The organism is Actinomadura livida, assembly GCF_014648675.1.
GTDB classification, from domain to species: Bacteria; Actinomycetota; Actinomycetes; order Streptosporangiales; family Streptosporangiaceae; genus Spirillospora; species Spirillospora livida.
On record NZ_BMRO01000027.1, the window covers coordinates 19,242 to 41,003 of the forward strand.

At 71.0% G+C, this 21,762-nt stretch carries 24 protein-coding genes and 1 tRNA gene; 13 read left to right on the forward strand and 12 right to left on the reverse strand.

The features are described 5' to 3' along the window. Positions 1–63 precede the first annotated feature (63 nt). From IEZ03_RS38410 to IEZ03_RS36320, 3 genes are read left to right on the forward strand one after another with little or no spacing between them, the layout of a single operon-like run. The gene (locus IEZ03_RS38410; protein WP_132053334.1) at positions 64–381 is read left to right on the forward strand and encodes a Na+/H+ antiporter NhaA; all 318 of its coding nucleotides are present in this window, start codon (positions 64–66) and stop codon (positions 379–381) included. Next, positions 309–689 carry a phage holin family protein gene (locus IEZ03_RS36315; RefSeq protein ID WP_268248593.1) on the forward strand — a complete coding sequence of 127 codons (381 nt, stop codon included), beginning with the start codon at positions 309–311 and terminating at the stop codon, positions 687–689. Before IEZ03_RS38410 ends, IEZ03_RS36315 begins: the two co-directional genes overlap by 73 nt. A 9-nt stretch (positions 690–698) precedes the next feature. Then, positions 699–1,622, forward strand: a complete 924-nt coding sequence (locus IEZ03_RS36320) for an alpha/beta fold hydrolase (RefSeq protein WP_184890026.1) — start codon at positions 699–701, stop codon at positions 1,620–1,622. Between the two features lie 81 nt (positions 1,623–1,703). On the opposite strand, the gene IEZ03_RS36325 is transcribed toward IEZ03_RS36320, so the two are convergent. The 4 genes from IEZ03_RS36325 to nth all read right to left on the reverse strand — a co-directional run bounded on the left by IEZ03_RS36325 (position 1,704) and on the right by nth (position 5,030). Beyond that, complete coding sequence (locus tag IEZ03_RS36325; RefSeq protein WP_229808807.1) at positions 1,704–2,039, reverse strand: DUF309 domain-containing protein; 336 nt, start codon at positions 2,037–2,039, stop codon at positions 1,704–1,706. Positions 2,040–2,181: 142 nt separating this feature from the next. After that, positions 2,182–3,378, reverse strand: a complete 1,197-nt coding sequence (locus tag IEZ03_RS36330) for a MarP family serine protease (protein WP_184890032.1) — start codon at positions 3,376–3,378, stop codon at positions 2,182–2,184. Positions 3,379–3,535: 157 nt separating this feature from the next. After that, complete coding sequence (locus IEZ03_RS36335) at positions 3,536–4,132, reverse strand: NUDIX hydrolase (RefSeq protein WP_184890998.1); 597 nt, start codon at positions 4,130–4,132, stop codon at positions 3,536–3,538. Between the two features lie 124 nt (positions 4,133–4,256). After that, positions 4,257–5,030, reverse strand: coding sequence for an endonuclease III (gene nth / locus IEZ03_RS36340; RefSeq protein ID WP_184890034.1), 774 nt, complete (start codon positions 5,028–5,030; stop codon positions 4,257–4,259). A 62-nt stretch (positions 5,031–5,092) separates the two neighbouring features. Between nth and IEZ03_RS36345 the strand changes: the two genes are divergently transcribed. Next, positions 5,093–5,974 carry an SDR family NAD(P)-dependent oxidoreductase gene (locus tag IEZ03_RS36345; protein WP_184890036.1) on the forward strand — a complete coding sequence of 294 codons (882 nt, stop codon included), beginning with the start codon at positions 5,093–5,095 and terminating at the stop codon, positions 5,972–5,974. Next, a complete protein-coding gene (locus IEZ03_RS36350; protein WP_184890038.1) occupies positions 5,971–6,531 on the forward strand; it encodes a carboxymuconolactone decarboxylase family protein in 561 nt (186 codons plus the stop codon). Before IEZ03_RS36345 ends, IEZ03_RS36350 begins: the two co-directional genes overlap by 4 nt. Positions 6,532–6,544: 13 nt before the next feature. Here the strand turns inward: IEZ03_RS36350 and IEZ03_RS36355 are convergent, their stop codons facing one another. Further along, complete coding sequence (locus IEZ03_RS36355) at positions 6,545–7,171, reverse strand: TetR/AcrR family transcriptional regulator (RefSeq protein ID WP_132051695.1); 627 nt, start codon at positions 7,169–7,171, stop codon at positions 6,545–6,547. A gap of 232 nt (positions 7,172–7,403) precedes the next feature. Here IEZ03_RS36355 and IEZ03_RS36360 point away from each other — a divergent pair, with 232 nt between their 5' ends. Continuing rightward, positions 7,404–8,090: a Crp/Fnr family transcriptional regulator gene (locus IEZ03_RS36360; protein ID WP_131981365.1), complete on the forward strand. Its 687-nt coding sequence runs from the start codon at positions 7,404–7,406 to the stop codon at positions 8,088–8,090. Positions 8,091–8,178: 88 nt separating this feature from the next. On the opposite strand, the gene IEZ03_RS36365 is transcribed toward IEZ03_RS36360, so the two are convergent. From IEZ03_RS36365 to IEZ03_RS36385, 5 genes are all read right to left on the reverse strand, one after another. After that, positions 8,179–8,961, reverse strand: a complete 783-nt coding sequence (locus tag IEZ03_RS36365) for an MBL fold metallo-hydrolase (protein ID WP_229808808.1) — start codon at positions 8,959–8,961, stop codon at positions 8,179–8,181. 127 nt (positions 8,962–9,088) lie between these two features. Next, on the reverse strand, positions 9,089–9,937 hold the full coding sequence (locus IEZ03_RS36370; RefSeq protein WP_184890040.1) for an NUDIX hydrolase: 849 nt from the start codon (positions 9,935–9,937) through the stop codon (positions 9,089–9,091). A 186-nt stretch (positions 9,938–10,123) separates the two neighbouring features. Further along, positions 10,124–10,585 (reverse strand): RidA family protein, encoded by a 462-nt coding sequence (locus IEZ03_RS36375; protein ID WP_132051691.1) that lies wholly within the window; start codon positions 10,583–10,585, stop codon positions 10,124–10,126. A gap of 49 nt (positions 10,586–10,634) precedes the next feature. Next, entirely contained in the window at positions 10,635–10,793 is a 159-nt protein-coding gene (sp36, locus tag IEZ03_RS36380; RefSeq protein WP_021591512.1) for a Sp36 family protein, read from the reverse strand. A gap of 114 nt (positions 10,794–10,907) precedes the next feature. Continuing rightward, positions 10,908–11,954 carry a slipin family protein gene (locus tag IEZ03_RS36385; RefSeq protein ID WP_184890042.1) on the reverse strand — a complete coding sequence of 349 codons (1,047 nt, stop codon included), beginning with the start codon at positions 11,952–11,954 and terminating at the stop codon, positions 10,908–10,910. A 252-nt stretch (positions 11,955–12,206) separates the two neighbouring features. Between IEZ03_RS36385 and bagA the strand changes: the two genes are divergently transcribed. From bagA to IEZ03_RS36400, 3 genes are all read left to right on the forward strand, one after another. Continuing rightward, complete coding sequence (gene bagA, locus IEZ03_RS36390; RefSeq protein ID WP_229808809.1) at positions 12,207–13,202, forward strand: ATPase BagA; 996 nt, start codon at positions 12,207–12,209, stop codon at positions 13,200–13,202. Positions 13,203–13,248: 46 nt separating this feature from the next. Next, a complete protein-coding gene (gene bagB / locus IEZ03_RS36395; protein WP_184890046.1) occupies positions 13,249–14,403 on the forward strand; it encodes an ATPase BagB in 1,155 nt (384 codons plus the stop codon). Positions 14,404–14,475: 72 nt separating this feature from the next. Next, a complete protein-coding gene (locus tag IEZ03_RS36400; RefSeq protein ID WP_184890048.1) occupies positions 14,476–15,495 on the forward strand; it encodes a DUF418 domain-containing protein in 1,020 nt (339 codons plus the stop codon). 121 nt (positions 15,496–15,616) lie between these two features. On the opposite strand, the gene IEZ03_RS36405 is transcribed toward IEZ03_RS36400, so the two are convergent. After that, positions 15,617–15,928 carry a WhiB family transcriptional regulator gene (locus IEZ03_RS36405; protein ID WP_131881865.1) on the reverse strand — a complete coding sequence of 104 codons (312 nt, stop codon included), beginning with the start codon at positions 15,926–15,928 and terminating at the stop codon, positions 15,617–15,619. Between the two features lie 326 nt (positions 15,929–16,254). On the opposite strand from IEZ03_RS36405, the gene IEZ03_RS36410 reads away from it, so the two are divergent. Beyond that, on the forward strand, positions 16,255–18,552 hold the full coding sequence (locus IEZ03_RS36410; protein WP_184890050.1) for a penicillin-binding protein: 2,298 nt from the start codon (positions 16,255–16,257) through the stop codon (positions 18,550–18,552). 3 nt (positions 18,553–18,555) lie between these two features. On the opposite strand, the gene IEZ03_RS36415 is transcribed toward IEZ03_RS36410, so the two are convergent. Beyond that, complete coding sequence (locus IEZ03_RS36415; RefSeq protein ID WP_184890052.1) at positions 18,556–19,008, reverse strand: GatB/YqeY domain-containing protein; 453 nt, start codon at positions 19,006–19,008, stop codon at positions 18,556–18,558. Positions 19,009–19,076: 68 nt separating this feature from the next. Here IEZ03_RS36415 and IEZ03_RS36420 point away from each other — a divergent pair, with 68 nt between their 5' ends. From IEZ03_RS36420 to IEZ03_RS36430, 3 genes are all read left to right on the forward strand, one after another. Further along, a complete protein-coding gene (locus tag IEZ03_RS36420) occupies positions 19,077–20,000 on the forward strand; it encodes a metallophosphoesterase (RefSeq protein WP_229808810.1) in 924 nt (307 codons plus the stop codon). After that, on the forward strand, positions 19,997–20,608 hold the full coding sequence (locus IEZ03_RS36425) for a class I SAM-dependent methyltransferase (RefSeq protein WP_184890056.1): 612 nt from the start codon (positions 19,997–19,999) through the stop codon (positions 20,606–20,608). Before IEZ03_RS36420 ends, IEZ03_RS36425 begins: the two co-directional genes overlap by 4 nt. Positions 20,609–20,655: 47 nt before the next feature. Continuing rightward, a tRNA-Pro gene (locus IEZ03_RS36430) sits at positions 20,656–20,729 on the forward strand. Positions 20,730–21,762: the final 1,033 nt, after the last annotated feature.

The following is a 21,762-nucleotide window of genomic DNA, read 5'->3' on the forward strand; positions in this document are numbered from 1 at the left end:
GTGTGCTCATGTGACCGATGATCGGTAGGTTCTTAGCACCCGCACCCGGGCGTGCGGTCAGGGATGTCGTGGTCCCCAAGTGGGGCGGGTTCCACCGTTTCGCTGCTGATCGGCGGTTTGGCCTATACCGACCCGTCACAATTCGAGAGAGTGACGACTGCGGTCCTGATCGCGAGCGTTCTCGCTTCGGCGGCCGCCGCCGTCGTCTTCCGGAGAAGGGTGCGCCCGCGCGCACACGGGGCTAAGGAGAAAGCGATATGTCGGAGGCTCAACCGGGCGAGCGCATCGAGGACAAGTCCGTCGGTGCCCTGGTCGCGATGGCGTCGAAGAACGTCTCCAACCTGGTCAGGGCCGAGATGGACCTGGCCAAGATGGAACTGAAGGCCGACGCCAAGAAGGCCGCGATCAGCAGCGTGATGTTCACGATCGCCGCGGTCATGGGCGGCATCGTCGTCATCCTGCTGTCGATCTCGCTCGCGTACGGCCTGGTGGGGCTCGGGATCTGGCACTGGGCCGCGTTCCTCATCGTCGCGGGCGTGTACGTGGCCCTCGCGGGGCTCCTGATGCTGATCGCAAGGCGTTTCATCAAGAAGATCGAAGGGGCGAAGCGCACCCGCAAGACCCTCAAGGACGACTTCGCGGCCCTGCGGCGCCGCGGCGACTCCGACACCCCCGAACTGACGGCCTGAACGATCGCCATGGCCGGGAACGACACTTCACCGATCGAGGTCGACGGACCGTGGACCCACCGGCAGGTCAGCGCCGGCGGGACGCGGTTCCACGTCGCCGAGGCCGGTGAGGGGCCGCTCGTCCTGCTGCTGCACGGTTTCCCGGAGTTCTGGTGGTCGTGGCACAACCAGCTCGTGTCGCTGCCCGCGGCGGGCTACCGCGCTGCGGCGGTGGACCTGCGCGGATACGGCGGCAGCGACAAGCCGCCGCGCGGCTACGACCTCGTCACGCTGGCCGGGGACGCCGCCGGGCTCATCCGCGCCCTGGGGGAGGCCAACGCGGTCGTCGTCGGGCACGACTGGGGCGGCCTGCTGGCCTGGACGATGGGCGTCTACCACCCGAAGGTGGTCCAGCGGCTGGCAGTGGTCAGCGCCCCGCACCCACTGCGCCTACGGCAGGCCATAGCCACCGACCCCCGCGGCCAGGGATGGGCGACGCGACACACATTCGGTTTCCAGGTGCCGCTGTGGCCTGAACGGCGCCTTGTCCGCGATGACGCCGCGCTTGTGGGGCAGCTCCTGCACGACTGGTCCGCCCCAGGCTGGCCGGACGAACGCACAGAGCAGCTCGTCAGGAAGGCCGTGCAGATTCCAGGGGCCGCGCACAGCGCGCTGGAGTACCACCGCTGGCTCATCCGCTCGCTGGTCCGCCCGGACGGCATCCGCTACGCGCACCGTATGCGCGCCCCCATCCAGGTGCCCACGCTCCAATTGCACGGCGCGCTCGACACGTGCACCCTCCCGGCGAGTGCCCAGGGATCCGGCCGATACGTGGCGGCCCCCTACCGATGGAAGCTCATCGAAGGGGCGGGGCACTTCCCGCACCAGGAACGTCCCCGGGCGTTCGACGCGCAGCTCCTCGGCTGGCTCGCCGACCCCGAACCCGAGCACTGAGCTGTATTTCTTGCAGTAATGGCCCACTGCGCTCGCCTTACGGCGGCTAGCTACGCGACCGTTCCCGGTGCGTGGCCGGGGTCATTTGGTGAGGTGGAGGGTTATCGGACCGGTCTCGGGGTGGGCGGCCAGGTCTCGGGCGCGGTGGATGACTTCCTGGACGTCGATGCCGTGCGGAGGGGCGGTCTCGTACGGGACCAGGCGTTCGGCTGCGCGGCTGAGGAGCGCTTCGGCGCCGCGCGTGTTTCCCCTTCGCAGGTGGGTTATCCCTACGGCGACCTGCGCCAAGCCTCGCCAGAGTTCGCGTTCGGGCTCGGGGGACGCCTTCCAGACCGCTTCCAGTACCTCGTGTGCATGGAACGGACGGTCGGCGTCCAGGAGGCGCTGTGCCTCGACCAGCGCCTCCGCTGGCGGCATGTCGAGGTCCTCCGGCATCGTGGGTATGCCTGATGTGCCGTGAGGCAGAGGACGTCCATACGCGTCGCGTGGCCGTGCGTTGCGTGGGCGCCCCGACTCATCCCGATCCCGCATGCCTCCACCGTACGCGGGGCCGTCCTCCTCAGTCGGAGCACCTCTGCGTGGACACCGGCTGGGTGGCGTTTCGCCCTGCACGCACGTCTGGGGCGACCTCTTCCGCGGTGAGGGCGTAACCAGTGGTCGGGCTGTCGAGCGCCGCCGCGAAGATGACGCCGTAGACACGACCGTCCGTGGTCAGCAGCGGCCCCCCGGAGTTCCCCGGCTCGACCTTGCCGCGGATGGCGTAGATCTCACGGCTGACCTGGCCGGTGTGGTAGATGTCCGGGCCGCGGGCGGTCTGCCTGGCGCGGATGCGGGCGGCGTCCACGGTGAACGGCTGGTTCTTCGGGAACCCGGCGATGATCGCGCTGTCGCGGACCCGGGCCTCGTCGGCGAACTTCAGCGCGGGCGCCTTCAGCCCCGGCACGTACAGGACCGCGATGTCGCGCTTGGGGTCGTACAGCACGACCCGTCCCCGGCCCGTCTCGCCGTTCACCGTCGCCACGCTGGACGGACCGCGCGCGCCCGCGACGACGTGCGCGTTGGTCATGATGTGCTGCGGCGCGAACACGAAGCCCGTGCCCTCTATCCGGCGCTGGCACTGCGGCGCCGTGCTGACGACCTTCACGATGCTGGCGCGGGCCGTCTTGACGGCCGGGTTGTTCAGCACCGACTCGTCCGGCGGCGGCACCTGCACCACCGACTCGCCGCCGAGGCCGTTGAACACCTGCGGGAACTCGCTGCTCTTCACGAACCCCTGGAACGAGGTGAACCACGTCTGCGCCCGCCCGGGCATCACGTCGTCGATCGCGCCGATGACCGTGGAGCCCTTGACCTGCGTCCGGACGGGCTTGAACTCGGAGTTGGCGACCAGCGTCCCGAAGAACCACGCGACGATGAGCAGCGACAGCGCGCTGACGAAGGTGCCGCCGACCGCGTCGGCCGTGCGCGCGTTCAGCCCGGTCACCCGGTTGCGGAGCACGGCGCCGAGGGAGGACGCGGCCAGCTGCCCGAAGGTGGCGGACAGGAAGGCGATCACGATGGCGAGGAGGGCCTGCTGCGCGGCGCCGTCCACCGCGGCCTCCGCGATCGGCGGTGCGATCAGCACCCCGGCGACGCCGCCGCCGACGAAGCCGACGAAGCTCAGCAGGCTCACGATGAAGCCCTGCCTATAGCCCGAGACTCCGAACAGCACGATGAGCACGAGAAGGATCAGGTCAAGAACGTGGTCGTGCAGCACCGCTCAACCGTATAGGGCCGCACACCCGGATAACGTCCCCTCGATGTACCAGATTCGGGTGCGACGGGTAGCCGTGGAGTGTGACCCCGGCCCTGCCCACCGCGCCTCACGCCGCCGCCCCGGCCGCACGGGTCCGCCTGACCTGCGAGGGGACCGCTCAGCCCCGGGACGCGAGGCTCAGGACCTCCGGCGGCAGGTCCTCGACGCGCTCGGTGTCCCACGGGCGGTTCCAGCCGCCGGCGTCCAGGACCTGGGTGAGCAGCGCCGCCGTGAACCCCCACACGAGCATTCCCCGGACGTCGAACGCCGGGCCGAGCCTGATCCCGGACGGGTGGCGCACCATCATCCGGTTCGCCGGGTCGACGAGCTCGCCGATCGGGACGCGGGCGACCGCCGCGACCTCGCCCGGGTGGCCGGGCGCGACCTCCGACGGCTCCCGCCACCAGCCGGCGACGGGCGTGATCCGGTACTCGCTCCGCGACAGGTACAGCTCGGGCAGGGAGCAGAGGACGTCCACGCCGGACGGTTCGACGCCCGCCTCCTCCCACGCCTCGCGCAACGCAGCCGAGACGGGCCCGTCGTCCTCGGGGTCGATGCGGCCGCCCGGGAACGCCGGCTGCCCCGCGTGGTTGCTCAGGGTGGCCGCACGCTCGGTGAGCAGCACGTCGGGACCCTCGGGTCCCTCGCCGAACAGGATCAGGACGGCGGCCTCACGGGCGGTGGACGCGGGCCGGAACATCGGCGGCACCTGCATCCGCGGCCCCTCGGTACGGAACCTGTCGAGCCACGGGGGGCCGCTAAGGGCGTTCTCGGTCACGTCCAGATCAACTCCGGAACCCCCGCGTTGCTTCCCGCGAGGCCGCCCCGCGCGCCCGCCCTCATGAGAAAGGCCCGGGCTTGACGAGCTTGCGCGCGGTCTCCTCGTCGGCCGGCCCTTCACCGAACGACGGGCACAGCCGTGCGAGCGGGCAGGCGCCGCAGGCGGGACGGCGCGCATGGCAGATGCGGCGGCCGTGCCAGATCAGCCTGTGCGACAGCATCGTCCACTCCTTGCGCGGGAACAGCGAGCCGATCTCCTGTTCGACCTTGACCGGGTCGTCCTCGGCCGTCCAGCCGAACCGCCGCGCGAGGCGTCCGAAGTGGGTGTCGACGGTGATGCCGGGGACGTCGAACGCGTTGCCCAGGACGACGTTGGCCGTCTTGCGCCCGACGCCGGGCAGGGTGACGAGGTCGTCGAGCCGCCCCGGGACCTCGCCGCCGAACCGGTCGCGGAGCGCGGCGGACAGCCCCATCACCGACTTGGTCTTGGCCCGGAAGAACCCGGTGGGCTTCAGGATGGCCTCGACGTCCTCGGGGTCGGCGGCGGCGAGGTCCTCCGGGGTGGGGTACTTGGCGAACAGCGCCGGCGTGGTCAGGTTGACCCGCGCGTCGGTGGTCTGCGCCGACAGGACGGTCGCGATGAGGAGCTGGAAGGGGGTGCCGAAGTTCAGCTCGCAGTGCGCGTCGGGGTAGGTCTCGGCCAGGATCCGGTTGATCCGCCGCGCCCGCCGGACGAGCGCGAGCCGCGTCTCGGGCGTGCGCGCCGCGCCGCCCCCGGCCGCGCGCCCGCCCCCCGATGTACGCCCGGCCTTCGGAGCCGCGTTGGTCGCCATCCCGCCAGGGTAGGCCCTTCCTTAAAAAGACGAGCATGTTCTTTTGTGTTAGGGTCTCCCGCATGATTTTCGACTCCTCCCGGTGGACGGCGACCCTGGCCGGCCGGCGCGTGCTGATCACCGGCGGCGCCCGCGGCATCGGCGCGGCCCTGGCGAAACGGCTCCACGAGCACGGCGCGCGGGTCTCCCTCGCCGGGCTGGAGCCCGACCTGCTCGCCTCCGTCGCCGCCGAATGCGGGGAGGCCCCGTGGTGGACGTGCGACGTCACCGACCGCGGCAGGGTCGAGGCGGTCGTGAACGGCGCAGTGGAGAAACTGGGCGGCCTGGACGTGGTCGTGGCCAACGCCGGTGTGGCCGCGCAGATGCCGATCGTGGGCGGCGACCCCTACATCATGGATCAGAGCATCCGCGTGAACGTGATGGGCGTCTACAACACCCTCCGCGCGGCCGGACCCCACATCAGCCATGAGCGCGGCTACGCGCTGGCGGTGGCGTCCCTGGCGGCGGCCGTCAACGCGCCCCTTCTCGGCGCCTACAGCGCGTCCAAGGCCGCCGTGGAGGCGATGGGCAACACGCTGAGGGCCGAGCTGCGCCCGTACGGCGCGAAGGCCGGCGTCGCCTACTTCGGTGAACTCGACACCGACATGACGAGCCGGGGATTCGGCACCGAGGCCGCCTCGACTCTCATGAACGCGGGCGCCGGAGGCAGCCTCATCTCGAACGTCGCCCCGCTGCGGGTGGGGATCGACGCGCTGGAACGCGGGATCGCCCGCCGCTCCAAGCGCGTCGTCGCCCCCTGGTACGTCGGCCCCATCCTGCCGGTCAGGATGCTCGTGCAGCCCGTCGTCGACCGCGTCGTCCAGCGCGGCCTGAGCGAGATCCTCGACATCGCGCGGAAGGAACAGGTGGACCTCACCACGCCGCAACCGGAGTCGCACTCGTGACGGCGCCCCGCGCCACCCCCGGCGGGCTCCGCGAGGTGGGCGTGGTGAACTGGCTCGCCTGCCACATCGCGGGCAGGGCGACCGGTACGGGCCCGCCGAACCTCTTCATGACCCTGGCGCGCCGCCGCGGCCTGTTCCGCGGCTGGCTGTTCTTCGCCGGACGGCTGATGCCCGGCGGCACCCTGCCGCGCCGGGAGACCGAACTGGTCATCCTCCGCGTGGCCCACCTGCGCGACTGCGGCTACGAGTTCGACCACCACGTCCGCCTCGGCCGCCGCGCCGGCGTCCGCGAGCAGGACGTCGCGCGCCTCAAGGAGGGGCCGGACGCGGACGGCTGGAGCCCGCGCGAACGGGCGATCCTGACCGCGGCCGACCAGCTCCACCACCGGCAGGACATCGACGACGACGCCTGGACGCGGCTCCGCACCCACCTCACCGAGGCGGAATGCGTCGAGCTGACGATGCTCGCCGGGCACTACGAGATGCTCGCCACCGTGATCACCACCCTGCGCGTCCAGCCCGACCGCCCCGCCCGCGCGGGCGCCAAGGGCCGCTGACCTCCGGACGCGCTCAGGCGTCCAGGGCGCCGGAGCGCAGGAGGAGGCGCACGTGCTCGACGACCGGGGGTCCGACCGCCCGCAGCGCCTCCATGTCGCCCGCCGCGACCGCGGGCGTCACCATCGCGCCCACCGCCGACACGACGATCTGGCAGGCGAACCGCGCGGCGTCGCCACTGAGCCCCATCAGGCCCGCGAGCGCGTCGGCGAGGTCGTGCTGGATCTCCGAACGCCGCTGGATCGCCTCCGGCCCGGCCGCGTAGACCTCCACCAGGAAGAGCCGCGCGTAGCCCGGTTCGGACGCGAGCGCCTCCAGGTAGGCGGTGAAGGCCCGCTCGAACCGCGTCACCGGGTCGCCGCCGCCCTCCGCGGCGCCCTCCAGCTGGCGGCGCAGCAGCGTGCTCGCCTGGTCGAACGCCGCCATGAAGCAGTCGAGCTTGGACGAGAACAGGCCGTAGAAGCTCTGCCGCGACACCCTGGCCCGCCGCAGGACGTCCTCGACGGACGTCCCCACGTAGCCCTTCTCCGTCATCGCCTCCGCCATGGCCGCGCAGAGGCGGTCGCGGTGCACCCGCTCGACCTCCCCGCGGGACAGCGCGTGGCGCCCCCGGGGGAGCCTGCGCGGCGACGACTGGACCATCCGATCAGGTTAAGGCACCGCCGCTACACCTCCGGGCGCCGTCCGGTTAGGGGGGATGAGACCGGTGTGATGGCATTCACCGAATGGTCCGTACACTGGGCGAACGGGACCGCGGCGCCCCGGGGAGACCGGACGGGCCCGGTTCCCCGTTTCGGCGCGCCGTGACCCTGCCTTCACGTACGCGGTGGGACGTACGTCACACTATGCATGTAGGTGTTCGAGGAGGAGAAGCGTGACCGATCGCGACGTGGACGTTCTGAGCAGAGCCCCGCTCTTCGAGGCCCTCGACGAGCAGGGCGCCAAGGCGCTGCGCGCCAACGTGACCGAGGTGCGTCTCGCCCGCGGTCAGACGCTGTTCAACGAGGGCGAGACCGGAGACCGGCTCTACGTCGTCCTCGAAGGCAAGATCAAGCTGACCCGGACGGCGCCGGACGGCCGGGAGAACCTGCTGAGCGTCCTCGGCCCCAGCGAGATGTTCGGGGAGCTGTCCCTGTTCGACCCGCGCCCCCGCACCGCCAGCGCCATAGCGGTCACGGAGGTGCGCCTGGCGGGTCTCGGCCACGACGACCTGCGGCCCTGGCTGACCGGGCACCCCGAAGTCGCGGTCCAGCTGCTCCGCGCGCTCGCGCAGCGGCTGCGCAAGACCAACGACGTCATGGCCGACCTCGTGTTCACCGACGTCCCCGGGCGCGTGGCCAAGGCGCTGCTCGACCTCGCCGAGCGGTTCGGCCAGCCGTCCGAGGCGGGCCTGCACGTGCACCACGACCTCACGCAGGAGGAGCTGGCGCAGCTCGTCGGCGCGTCCCGCGAGACGGTCAACAAGGCGCTCGCCGACTTCGCGCAGCGGAACTGGCTCCGCATCGAGGCCCGCGCCGTCGTGATCCTCGACATCGAGCGCCTCCGCAAGCGCTCGAAGTAGCACGGCCCGAAGTAGGCCCGAAGTAGCACTGCTCGAACGAGCACGGGCCGCGCACCGCTCCTCCCCGCCGGAGCGGCCCTCTCCGCGGTCAGCGGCTGTTCAGGTAGTCCAGCTGGGACTGGACGGACTGCTCGGCCGCCGGCCAGAGGGACCTGTCGACGTCCGCGTAGACGCGTTCGACGACCTCGCGGGCGGTGGTCGCCCCCGCGGCCACGGCGGACTCCACCTGGGCGAGGCGCTCGCGGCGGTGGTCGATGTAGTGGTCCAGGACGGCGATCGGGTCGTCCAGCTTGGGGCCGTGCCCGGGGAGGATCGTCGCGGCCTCGACGTCCGTGGCGAACCTGCGGAGCCGGTCGAGCGACCCGAGGTAGTCTCCGAGGCTGCCCTCCAGCACGGTCGTCCCGTACCCGAGGATGGTGTCGCCGGTGAGGACGGCGCCGTCCGCCGGAAGCCAGAACGTGAGCGAGTCGTCGCTGTGGCCGGGCGTCTCCATGATCCGCAGCTCCAGGCCGCCCGTGGTGACGACGTCCCCCTCCGCGAGGCCCTCGTCGCCGAGCCGGTGCCTGGGATCGAGGGCGCGGACCTTGACCGGGCCGCCCGCCAGCTTCGCCAGCTTGCCCGCCCCGGCGGAGTGGTCGGGGTGACCGTGGGTGAGCAGGATGAGGCCGATGCGGCGGTCCTGGGCCTCCACGGTGTCCAGGACGCGCCTGAGGTGCTTGCCGTCCTTGGGTCCCGGGTCGACGATGACGACCTCTTCGGACCCGGGCTCCGCGATGATCCAGGTGTTGGTGCCGTCCAGCGTCATGGCGGACGGGTTCTCCGCGAGGACGCAGGTCGCCCGCTCGGTGCCCATCCCGTCAATCTCGGTCATATCCCCCATCCTGCCCGACCCCCGATCGGGGTGCCGGACCGGGTTCCAGCCGAGTCGTTCCAGGTGACGCAGCGCCGACGTGCCCGTCAGCCGCCACATGAGCGCCCTGCCGCCGCGCACGCCCCGCTCACCCGCCCGGGTAGTGGCGCGCCGACGGCTCCGGCAGGACGAGATACGCCTCGCCGTCGATGATCTCCGCGGTGGGCTCGTGGACGACGATCTCGCGGCGCGCGGCCAGCACGTCCGCGACGGTGTCGTACTCGGCGAGCTCGGTCACCATCGTGATCGTCGGCGGGAGCATCATCCACTCGCCGGCGCGCACGCGCTCGGCGGCCTCCGCCGGGCGCACCCACGCCGCCCGGTCCGCCTCGGTGCTGACGTCCCGGGCCCGCTGCCCCGCCGGCATCGCCGCGACGAAGAAGCGGGTGTCGTAGCGCTTCGGCTCGACCTTCGGGGTGATCCAGTGCGCCCACGGCCGGAGCAGGTCGGAACGCAGGACCAGGCCGCGCCGGTCGAGGAAATCGCCGAACGACAGGGACCGGTCCAGCAGCGCCTGCCGGTCGGCCTCCCAGTCGTCGCCGCGCGTGTCGTCCACGACCGTCTCCCCGGTCGGGCCCGCCAGCAGGACGAGGGTCTCCTCGAACGTCTCCCGGACGGCCGCGCACACCAGTTCGCGGGCCAGAGCCTCGTCGGCCTTGAACGCCGCCCCCCAGTCGGCGGGCGGCCGCCCGCACCACGCCAGCTCCGCCTCCCCGTCGCGCGGGTCGACCGCGCCGCCGGGGAACACGTAGGCGCCGGGCGCGAACGCCATGGACCGGACGCGGCGCAGCAGGAACACCTGCAGCCCGTGCCTGTCGTGATCGCGGAGGACGGCGACCGTCGCCGAGTGCCGCGCGGGGACGGGCTCGACCCGGCCCGCGAGGATGTCCTCGACCCGGCCCCGGAACTCCGCCGGCAGCTTGAGCCCGTTCACCATCTTCCTACCGTCCTCCAGCCCCCGCCCACCGCCATCCAACGGACGAGTTCCACTCGGCTCACCGTCCTCCAGCCCCACCGCGAGAGGCCGAGCGAAGCTCGGCCTCTCTTCAGTGCCCATGGCGGCCCATTCGGACATACCGAACGTCATTCCGTCAAGGCCCCGCCACCCGGCGCGGTCGCGGGGTCAGGCGATTTCGGCGATGAGCTCGACCTCGACGGGGACGTCGCGCGGCAGGACGGCGACGCCGACGGCGCTGCGGGCGTGCCTGCCCGCGTCCCCGAAGACCTCCACCAGCACGTCGCTCGCCCCGTTGATCACCTGGGGCTGGCCGGCGAAGTCGGGGGCGCTGGCGACGAAGCCGACGACCTTGACGATCCGCGCCACCCGCGACAGCTCCCCGACCTCGGCCTTCAGCGCCGCGACCGCGTTCAGCGCGCAGATCCGCGCCTGCCGGGCCGCCTCCTCGGCGCTGACCTCGGCGCCCACCTTCCCGGTGACGCCCAGCTCGCCCTTGACCAGGGGGATCTGCCCGGCGGTGTAGACGAGCGACCCCGTCCGCACCGTGGAGACGTACGACGCCACCGGCGCGACCGCCTCCGGCAGCTCGATCCCCAGCTCGCGCATCCGTTCTTCGGGCGTGCTCATGGCCATTCCTCCTCGTCGAGGGACTGCTGGTCGGGTGGAACCGGGCGGGCTAGGACTGGACCTCGCGCTTGAAGTAGGCCACAAGGTTCTCGGGATTCGGGCCCGGCAGCACGGTGACGAGCTCCCACCCGTCCTGGCCCCAGTTGTCGAGGATCTGCTTGGTCGCGTGCACCAGCAGCGGAACGGTCGCGTACTCCCACTTCTTCATACACGTCACCCTAGCGATCGCCTCACCCGAACCCCGTTCGAACCCATCGGCCACTCAGGGCGCGCGTCGCCCCGCGGCCGGCGCCCCAGGGGCGCGGCCGGACGGTGTGCCGGGTCAGCCGCTCGGGGTCGCGCCCCCGGGCTGGGGGCCGCCGTCGGTGATGCCGCGCGGGCGGTCCTCCCGAGGGCCGGTGACCCCCTGGGTGGGCTCCTCCCGCTTCGGCTCGTCCAGGCCGATCACCGGCGGGACGTCGTCCGGGGACTCCAGCGTCGTCTGCTCCGCCGCCTTCGCCAGCTCCTCCTCGGCCTTGGCGAGCCTCTCACTGAGCGCGAGCTTCTCCTCCTGCTCGCCCTCGGTCGCGCCGCCCCGCCGGGTCCCGCCGGCCGCGCGGTCGAAGAACCGCAGGACCTCGACCGGCAGCGGCATGATCAGCGTGCTGTTCTTCTCCGCGGAGACCTCGACGACCGTCTGCAGCAGCCGGAGCTGGAGCGCCGCCGGGTCCTCCGACATGATCTCCGCGGCGGCGGCGAGGCGCTTGGACGCCTGGAACTCGCCGTCCGCGGTGATGATCCGGGCGCGCCGCTCGCGCTCCGCCTCGGCCTGCCGGGCCATGGACCGCTTCATGCCCTCGGGCAGCGAGACGTCCTTGATCTCGACCCGCTCGATCAGGACCCCCCACGGGCCCTGGCTGATCTCGTCGATGATCTCCCGCAGATACGCGTTGATCTTCGCGCGCTCGCCGAGCAGCTCCTGCATGTCGGACTGGCCGATGACCGACCGCAGCGACGTCTGCGACACCTGCGAGACCGCGTAGCCGTAGTGCTGCACGTTGACGATCGCCTTGACCGGGTCGATCACCCGGAAGTACACGACGGCGTCGACCCGGACGCTCACGTTGTCCTGGGTGATGCCGTCCTGCGCCGGGACGTCCAGGGTGATCGTCTGCCGGCTGACCTTCTGCATCCGTTCGACGACCGGAATGATCGCCGTCAGGCCGGGGGCCCGGACGGCGCCCGGGCGCAACTGCCCTCCCCGCTGCACCTTGCCCAGCCGGAACACGATCCCGTGCTCGAACTGCTGCACGACGCGGATCGACGACAAGAGGAACACTCCTGCGACGCCGAGGACGACGAGCAGGATGACGAGTATTAGTCCTTCCATCACGGGCACCTCTCTCACGTGGGCGACGGGAGCACCGCGCCCCGTCCGGAACCCGGGCGGGGCACGTCGGCCCCGTAAAGGTCCAGGCACCGGCCACGGTCGGTACACGTTTCCCAGCTAACCGCGCGGGCAGGCCGAAGTACAACGTTCGCCGGACGATCTCCGCGGGAGGGCGACATCGTGTCAGGGATCACTTGCATGAGGCCGTCCGCACTCGGAAGTGTTTGACGAGTGAACGATATGGTCGATCGGGTGAGCGCGAGAGACACCGACTGGGACGGCGTACGCCTTCATGTGGTCACCGGCAAGGGCGGTACCGGCAAAACGACCGTCGCCGCGGCGCTCGCCCTCGCGCTGGCCGCGGGCGGCCGCAGGGTCCTGCTCGTCGAGGTCGAGGGCCGCCAGGGCATCGCCCAGCTCTTCGACTGCCCGCCGCTGCCCTACGAGGAGCGGCGCGTCGCCGTGGCCCCCGACGGCGGGGACGTGCACGCGCTCGCCATCGACACCGAAGAGGCGCTCATCGAGTACCTCGAGATGTTCTACAGCCTGAAGCGCGCCGGGAAGGCGATGACCAGGCTCGGCGTCATCGACTTCGTCACCACCATCGCGCCCGGCCTGCGCGACGTGATCCTCACCGGCAAGACCAGCGAGTCGGTGCGGCGCAAGAAGAAGGACGGCTCGTTCGTCTACGACGCCGTCGTCATGGACGCCCCGCCCACCGGCCGGATCACGAAGTTCCTGAACGTCAACCACGAGGTGTCGGGTCTGGCGAAGGTCGGGCCGATCCGCAACCACGCCGACACCGTCATGAAGGTCGTGCGCAGCCCCGAGACCGCCGTGCACTTCGTCACACTCCTTGAGGAGATGCCCGTCCAGGAGACGATGGACGGGATCCACGACCTCACCGAGGCGGGCCTCCCCGTCGGCGGCGTCTTCATCAACATGGAGCACCCGCCCGTGCTCTCCGAGGACGACCTCGCCGCCGCCGCGGCGGGCACCCTCGACACCGACGAGATCGTCCGCGGCGTGAAGGCCGCCGGCCTGGAGCACGACTCCGAGCAGATCGCCGAGATCCTCGCCGCCGAGGCCACCGACCACGCGCTCCGCACGGCGCTGCAGCGACGCGAGAAGGAGCGCCTGGAGTCGATCGACCGGCCCCGCTACACGCTGCCGCTGCTGCCGGACGACATGGACCTCGCCGGCCTCTACGACCTGGCCGCCGCCCTGCGCGAGCAGGGAGCCGCATGACTCCCGCCCCGCCGAGCCCGGGCCGCACGACCATCGAGGGGATCCGATGACGACCGGCAAGACCCCGCCCGCGCTGGACGTCGACGCGCTGCTCGACGACCCGCGCACCAAGATCATCGTCTGCTGCGGCTCCGGCGGCGTCGGCAAGACGACCACCGCAGCGGCGCTCGGCGTCCGCGCCGCCGAACGCGGCCGCGACGTCGTCGTGCTCACCGTGGACCCCGCCCGCCGCCTCGCCCAGTCGATGGGCCTCTCGGAGCTCGACAACAGCCCGCGCAAGATCGAGATCGACGGCGACGGCGAGCTGCACGCCATGATGCTCGACATGAAGCGCACCTTCGACGAGATCGTCGAGGCGCACGCCGACCCCGACCGGGCCAAGCAGATCCTCGCCAACCCCTTCTACCAGTCGCTGTCGTCCAGCCTGTCCGGGACGCAGGAGTACATGGCGATGGAGAAGCTCGGCCAGCTGCACCGCTCCGGCGCCTGGGACCTGATCATCGTCGACACCCCGCCGTCCCGGAACGCCCTGGACTTCCTGGACGCCCCCGAGCGCATGGGGCGCTTCCTCGACGGCCGCTTCATGAAGATCCTCGCCGCCCCCGCCAAGACCGGCGGCCGGTTCGGCGTCAAGGTCATCAGCGCCGGGTTCGGCATGTTCACCGGCGTCATCAACAAGGTCCTCGGCGTGCAGCTCCTGCGGGACGTGCAGACCTTCATCGCCGCGTTCGACACGATGTTCGGCGGGTTCCGCGAGCGCGCCGAGAAGACGTTCAAGCTGCTGCAGACGCCCGGCACCGCGTTCCTCGTGGTCGCCGCCCCGGAGCCCGATGCGCTCCGCGAGGCGTCCTACTTCGTGGAACGCCTCGCCGAGGAGCGGATGCCGCTGGCCGGGCTCGTGGTCAACCGCGTCCACGAGGCGGACGGCGGCGCCCTGTCCGCAGCGCGCAGCCAGGCCGCCGCCGAGACGCTGGAGGAGCGCGGCGAGCACGCGCTGACCGCCGCGCTGCTCCGCCTGCACACCGACCGCATGCAGCTGGCCGCCCGCGAGGACCGCCTCCGCGACCACTTCGCGTCCACCCACCCGAACGTCCCGGTCACCGCCGTCCCCGCCCAGGCCGAGGACGTGCACGACCTCGACGGCCTGCGCCGGGTGGGCGAGGACCTCTCCGGGACCGCCGTCCCGTCCGCGGCCGCGTAACCCCCGCGGCCGCTCCAGCGGGTCGCCGGACGTGATGGGGTGGGTTCCGGGTCGGCTTCGCGAGGGAGGTCGATGGTGCCGACGCCGCCACGAGCCCCCGCGCTCCCGGACGGGGGCGCCACGGCCGCCGCACCGCGCATCGACGAGATCGACGTCCTGCGCGGGTTCGCCCTGTTCGGCATCACGCTCGCGAACACGATCGACATCACCGGGATGCCGACGGGCGGCTCCGGCGCGGCGTACTGGGCCCACGAGACCCTGCTGAACCAGCGCTTCTTCCCGATCTTCGCGTTCCTGTTCGGGCTGAGCTTCGGCCTGTTCCTGGACGCCGCCGCCAGGACCGCCCGCGACCCGAGGACGATCATGGCGGCGCGGCTGGGCTTCCTGATCCTCTTCGGCGCGGCGCACCGCCTGCTGCAGCCCCGCGAGATCCTGCTGACGTACGCGGTCATCGGCATCATCGTGCTGCTGCCCGCGTCGTACCTGCCCCGGCGCTGGCTCCTGGCCCTCGGCGCTGTCGCCACGGCGGTGGCGCTGGCGCTCAACGGCAGCATCGCGTTCATCCCGGGCCTGTTCCTGCTGGGGTACGCCGTGCAGCGGTACGGCCCCGGGAGGCTGCTCGGCCTCCCGACCTCCCGGCTCGCCGTCGCGCTCACCGTCGGCGCGGCACTCGCCCTCGTCCTGAACGCCCTGCAGATCACGACGGACGCCGGAGCATGGCTGGGCGCTCTGGCCGGCCTGGTGACCGCCACGGCGTACCTGGCGGGCCTCCTCCTGCTGCTGCGCACGCCCGCCGAACGCGCGCTGCGCATGCTGGCGCCGGTCGGCAGGATGGCGCTGACCTGCTACATCGGGGCCACGGTGCTGATCGTCGCAGCCGACCGGGTGCTGCACCTGGGCAGGGCACCCGACTACCCGGCGGCCATGGCGCTGGGCCTGTGCGTGTTCGCCGTCGAGTTCGCGTTCTGCGCCCTGTGGCTGCGGCACGCCCGCTACGGCCCGCTGGAGTGGGTGTGGCGCTGCCTCACCTGGTGGCGGCTCGTCCCGATCCGCCGGGACCGGCCCGGCGCCCACGGCCGGAAGAGCTCCTGACGAGCCGAGCATGGGCGTAGGCCCGCGCCGGGGTGTCCGGTGCGGGCCTACGTGCCACGCTTCTTATTCGGACCCTGTCGGTCCTTGAACCTCTGCCGGGTGAGCCGCTTCGGCGGGCGGGTCAGCTCGCGACGAGTTCCTCCTCGTCGACGTCGACCGACCGCTCGTACTCCTCCTTCGCGGTCTCCAGCAGCGCGCGCCACGATCGCACATCCGGCCGACGCCGCAGCAGAGCACGACGCTCCCGCTCGGTCATCCCGCCCCAGACACCGAATTCGATCCGGTTGTCGAGGGCGTCGGCGAGACACTCCGTGCGCACTGGGCAGCCGCGGCAGATGAGCTTGGCTCGGTTCTGCGCCGCTCCCTGCACGAACAGGGCGTCCGGATCCGCGTTACGGCAGGCGGCGCGGGCGGTCCAATCCGTGATCCACATCTTGGCCCCACTCCCCTAGGGTCTGTGTCGATTTGCGCTCCTTGGCCGGACGGGCGCGGACGTCAGGCCGCCAAACGAAAGCCGTGGGGAAGAACTTACGGAAGCGAGGGACGTTTCAACAGTCCCCGGAGGGCCCATTCTGGATATAGCCCACCGGGGCCATACCGCCGGAACGGACTAGTTACCTGTCGTTGACGCGCCAGACACGGCGCAGGTTGCCATCCAGAGGGCATAACGGACGAACGTCCCGGTCAGCGGCGGCAGAAGATGGTCACGCCGGGGGACCTGTCCCGAATGCACTGCTCGTCCCGCGTACCCTAGACCACGTGCGCGTTGCTAATTCGGACCGGGTCAAGGCCGCTTCCACACTGTTCAGACTGCTGGGGGCGGGAGTCGTAGCGGGCGTCCTCGTCGCGTTCATCGCACTGCCCGCGGTCGGGAGCGCCGGCATCACCGCACGCGACGCCGCGAACAACTTCGAGGACATGGACGGCCAGCTGGAGACCACGCCGCCGTCCGAGAAGACCGTGGTGTACGACTCGGACGGCAAGCCGATCGCCACGTTCTTCGACAAGTACCGCGAGTCGGTCCGGCTCGACCAGGTCGCCCCGATCATGAAGAAGGCGATCATCGACATCGAGGACTCGCGCTTCTACGAGCACGGCGCACTCGACCTCAAGGGCACGCTCCGCGCACTGGCGTCCAACGTCGAGTCCGAGACGACGCAGGGCGGCTCCACCCTGACCCAGCAGTACGTGAAGAACCTCCTCGTCGACGCCGCCAGGACGAAGGAGGAGTACCGCGAGGCCACCGCGCCCACCGTCGGCCGCAAGGTCCGCGAACTCCGCTACGCCCTCGACATCGAGCAGCGCCTGTCGAAGGACGAGATCCTCGAGGGCTACCTGAACATCGCCTACTTCGGCGCGGGCGCGTACGGGGTGCAGGCCGCGGCCAAGCGCTATTTCAGCATCCCCGCGTCCGACCTGGAGCTCGGGCAGGCCGCGCTCCTCGCCGGCATCACCCAGAACCCGACCGCCTACGACCCGATCCGCAACCCGCGGGACGCGCGGAAGCGGCGCGACATCGTCCTCTACCGGATGGCGCAGCTCGGCCACATCACCAAGGCCACCGCCGACGAGGAGGCCGCCAAGCCGATCGAGCTGAACCGCACCGACCCCGTCGGCGGCTGCCAGGTCAGCAAGGTGCCGTACTTCTGCGAATACGTGAAGTACGACATGCTCGACATCCTGTCGGACGGCAAGTACTGGCAGATGGAGCCGGACGAGCAGCAGAACATCGTCAACGAGCTCAACCGCGGCGGCTACACGATCCGCTCCACGCTCGACGCGAAGGCCCAGCGCGCCGTCGACAAGACCCTGCGCTCCACCATCCCGCCCAAGGGCCACCGCGTCGCCGCCGAGGCGATGGTCGAGCCCGGCACCGGCAACGTCCGGGCGATCGGGCTGAGCAAGCCGTTCGGCCCCGGCAAGGGCAAGACCACCATCAACCTCCCGGCGAACCGCCGCCACGGCGGCGGCACCGGCGTGTCGGCGGGCTCGACGTTCAAGATCTTCACGCTCGCCGCCGCCCTCGACCAGGGCATCCCGGTCAGCACGACGATCAACTCGCCGCAGACGATCACGATCGGCGGCTTCCAGCCGTGCCGCTACACCGGGATGCTCGACGGCGAGATGGTCAAGAACAAGATGGTCGGCGGGAGCGACTCCTGGACCGTCTCCAACGCCGGCGACAGCGAGAAGGGCAACTTCAACCTCAAGACCGGCACCTGGCACTCGGTCAACACCTTCTACGCCGCCCTGGAGAAGCGCGTCGGCGTCTGCAACGCGGTGAAGATGGCCGAGAAGTTCGGCATGAAGCAGGGCAACGGCAACCCCCTGCTGCCGTACCCGTCCCAGGTCCTCGGCGTGAACGACGTCGACATGGTGAGCCTCGCCTCCGCCTACGCCGGCTTCGCCGCCCGCGGCAAGTACTGCCCGCCCGTGTCGGTGACAGAGGTCGTCGACAACCAGGGCAAGCGGCTGAAGCTGCCCAAGCACGAGTGCAAGCAGGTCCTGGACGAGGACGTCGCCGACAAGGTCAACTCGATCCTGCAGGGCGTCATCGCCCAGGGCACCGCCCGGGGCCGCAGCATCGGCCGACCGGCCGCCGGCAAGACCGGCACCTGCGAGGAGTTCACCTGCGCCGTGTTCGCCGGCTTCACCCCGAACCTCGCCGCCGCCACCGCCTACTGGGACTTCCGCAACCCCTGGAAGTACAAGGTGTACGGCGTGTACGGCGCGGGCATCCCCGGCGGCATCTGGCAGTCGTCCATGCAGCGGGCCCTCGCCGGCGAACCCGCCCCGGGCTTCCGGACCCCGTCCCGCGACTTCGGCGACACCACCGAGGTCCCCGACGTGGAAGGCAGGACCGTCGCCGCCGCCACCGCCCGGCTCAAGGCCGCCGACCTGCAGGCCAGGGCCGCGTCCGGCTCCGTCGACTCCGACAAGCCCAAGGGGACGGTCGTGTCCACCTCACCCGGAGCCGGCAGCGAGGTCCCGCCCGGCACCACCGTCATCCTCTACCTGAGCAGCGGCCGGGGCGGCGACGACGAGGACGGCGACTGAGCCCTACTCCGCCAGCTGCCGCCGGACCTCGGCCGCGACCCGGCCGCCCTCGGCGCGCCCCGCGACCTTCGGGTTCACGGCCTTCATGACCTGCCCCATCGCCCGCGGCCCGGCGGCACCGGTCGCGGCGATCGCGTCGGCCACCAGGGCGGTCAGCTCCTCGTCGGCGAGCTGCGCGGGAAGGTACTGCTCCAGCACCTCGCCCTCGTCCCGCTCCGCCCGCGCCTGCTCCTCGCGCCCCGCGTCCCCGAACGCGGTCGCGGCCTCCCGGCGCTTCTTCGCCTCCCGCGCGAGCACCTTCACGACGTCGTCGTCGGACAGCTGACGCGACCGCTTTCCGGCGACCTCCTCGTTCTTCACCGCCGTCAGCGCCATCCGCAACGTGCGCGTGCGCAGCTCGTCCCGCGACTTCATCGCGGCCGAGAGATCGGTCTCCAGCTTCTCCTTCAGGGTCATGGTCACATCATGCCCGTCCGTACCGGAAGCCTCATCGGGATTACCGCGGGGTGCCCATGTCTGGAAGCATGGGAGCCTGGGAAGGGAGAGCCGTGCGAAAGAGCTACGCCGTGCCGCTGGGGCTGCTGGGCGCGGGCGCCGCGACGTTCGGGTACGCCTCGGTCATCGAGCGGAACTGGTTCCGCCTGCGCCGCTTCGACGTGCCCGTCCTGCCCCCCGGCCGCCCCCCGGTGAAGATCCTGCACCTGTCCGACGCGCACCTCACCCCCGGCCGCTCCCGCCTCATCCACTGGGTCCGCTCCCTGGACGCGCTGGAACCCGACCTCGTCGTCAACACCGGCGACTCCCTCTCCCACCGCGACGCCATCGGCCCCTTCCTGGACGCCCTCGGCCCCCTCCTCGACCGCCCGGGCGTCTTCGTCTACGGCTCCAACGACCTGTTCTCGCCCGTCCTGAAGAACCCACTGCGCTACATCTGGCGGACGAGCAAGTCCGACTACGGCCGCAGCCGCCGCGAACCCGACCTCCCCTACCGCGAGTTCGGCTCCGCCCTCCAGGCCGCCGGCTGGCTCGACCTCAACAACCGCATCGGCCGCCTCAAGGTCGGCGAACTGGACGTCGAGTTCGGCGGCATCGACGACTCCCACATCGACCGCGACCAGTACGACCGGATCGCGGGCCCCGTCGACCCCCAGGCCGACGTCCACCTGGGCGTCATGCACTCCCCGGAACCCCGCAACCTCGACCGCTTCACCGCCGACGGCTACGACCTCCTCCTGGCGGGCCACACCCACGGCGGCCAGGTCTGCGTCCCCTTCTACGGCGCCCTGGCCACAAACTGCGGCATCGACCGTCCCCGCGTGAAGGGCCTGCACAAGCACCAGGGCTCCTGGCTCCACGTCTCCGCCGGCCTGGGCACGTCCCCGAAGGCCCCCATGCGCTTCTGCTGCCCCCCGGAGGCGTCGCTCCTCACCCTCGTCCCCCGCAAGTGAACCCGCGGATCGCGACCCTCTACGACATAGCCGTCCAGAACCCCGTGCTCTCCCGCCTGGGAGCCCACACCCTCTGGTCCTACGACATCGAACACCTAAGAAGATCGATAGCCGCCCAGGACCCGACCGCCCTGACCCTGGACATCCCCTGCGGCGGCGGCATAGCAGCAGGCACCAACCCCCGCCACGTAGCCGCAGACCTCTCCCGCACAATGCTCAGGAGAGCCCGCCGCAAAACGAACACCCTCCTCCAAGCGGACATCTACGCCCTCCCCTTCGCGCCCTCCACCTTCGACGCCTGCGTCACTTACAACGGCCTCCACTGCCTCACCGACCCAGCCGCCGCCCTGCGGGAACTAACCCGAGTCCTGCGCCCAGGCGGCACCCTGCACGGCACAACCCTCGTCCGCGGCACCTCCCGCCGCCACGACACCCAGATCACCCTCCTCCAACGCCTGGGCATCTTCGGCTCCCCCGGCACCCCCACCGACCTCCGCACCTGGCTGACCGACGCCCCCCTGACCGACATCACCCTCACCCCCTCCGGCGCCGTGACCACCTTCACAGCCCGCAAAATGAGGGACGCACCACCCCCCGGCATCCGCTAAGGTGTACTAGGCGCCGGGAGAACGTACACCTCCCGGGCAGCCACCACCGGGGTGTAGCGCAGCTTGGCAGCGCGCTTCGTTCGGGACGAAGAGGTCGTGGGTTCAAATCCCGCCACCCCGACACATAACGCCAGGTCAGAGGCCGGATCTCCACCCAGGAGACCGGCCTCAAGATCTTTTGACCCCCATCTGACCCCGCCCCCGACCGCGACCCCACAACATCCAGGGTCACGCACCATCACCAGCCGACCACACTGCAGCTCCCTCCAGCACACATCTGAACCGCGCCCCAGCACCGCACAGCGCGGCCAGCGGCAAAGCGAGCGGATCTTGCCCGACAAGCCCCTCACAACCTCGTGACCCGGCCCAAGACACCGGCGACGTCCCAAACCGGGGCGGTACATCTGCCACGGGCCGACTCTGTCGTACAGGGCGGCACATCAGCCAACACTCAACCGGGCTCGCGCTGTCAACGACGCGCGAATCCCGGTTCTGGCACACGTTCCCTGATCTTGGTATCAGTCGGTCAGCAGGATGCGTTTTGCGGAGACGGTCGAAGCCTGCGCGGCCGAACATCTGCCTCTTGATCGTTTGACGCGGGTTGACGTGCCCTTCGACGGAACCGGAGCTGTAGGGCATGGTGAGACCGGCGGTGACGGCGTCCGGGTCGCGGCGCAGGCCGGTGACTAACGAGTGCAGTTCGGGCAGGTCGTCGACGAGCACGCTGGCCATCCAGGCTTCGAGTTGCCGGCCACCGCGGTTCATCATGATCTGGGCGAAGTGACGCACGTGCGTGCGCAAGGCGTCCAGTTGCGGGCAGGCGGCGCATAGCGTGTCGAGTGGTGTTAGTCGTCGAGTCGAGGCAAGCGGGGTGGCGCAGGAACCAGCCGGTGGCCTGGCGGACCGTCGGAGGACGGTGCCTAGCTGGGCACTGATTCTCAAGTCAGCATCGGCGTTAGCTTGATCACCGCGTCACCTCGATGGCAAGCCGACTCGGAAGACAGCACCAGCCACGGCCCGAGTGCCGGAGCGGTGCGGCAACGATCGTCCCGAGCCCGAACGAACTGAGCCAGGCATGGCGATCGTCTCGAACTCCAACTGGAGACTGACATCCTGTCGCGAGGGCGGCTACTCAAGCTCACACGACCCCTTCA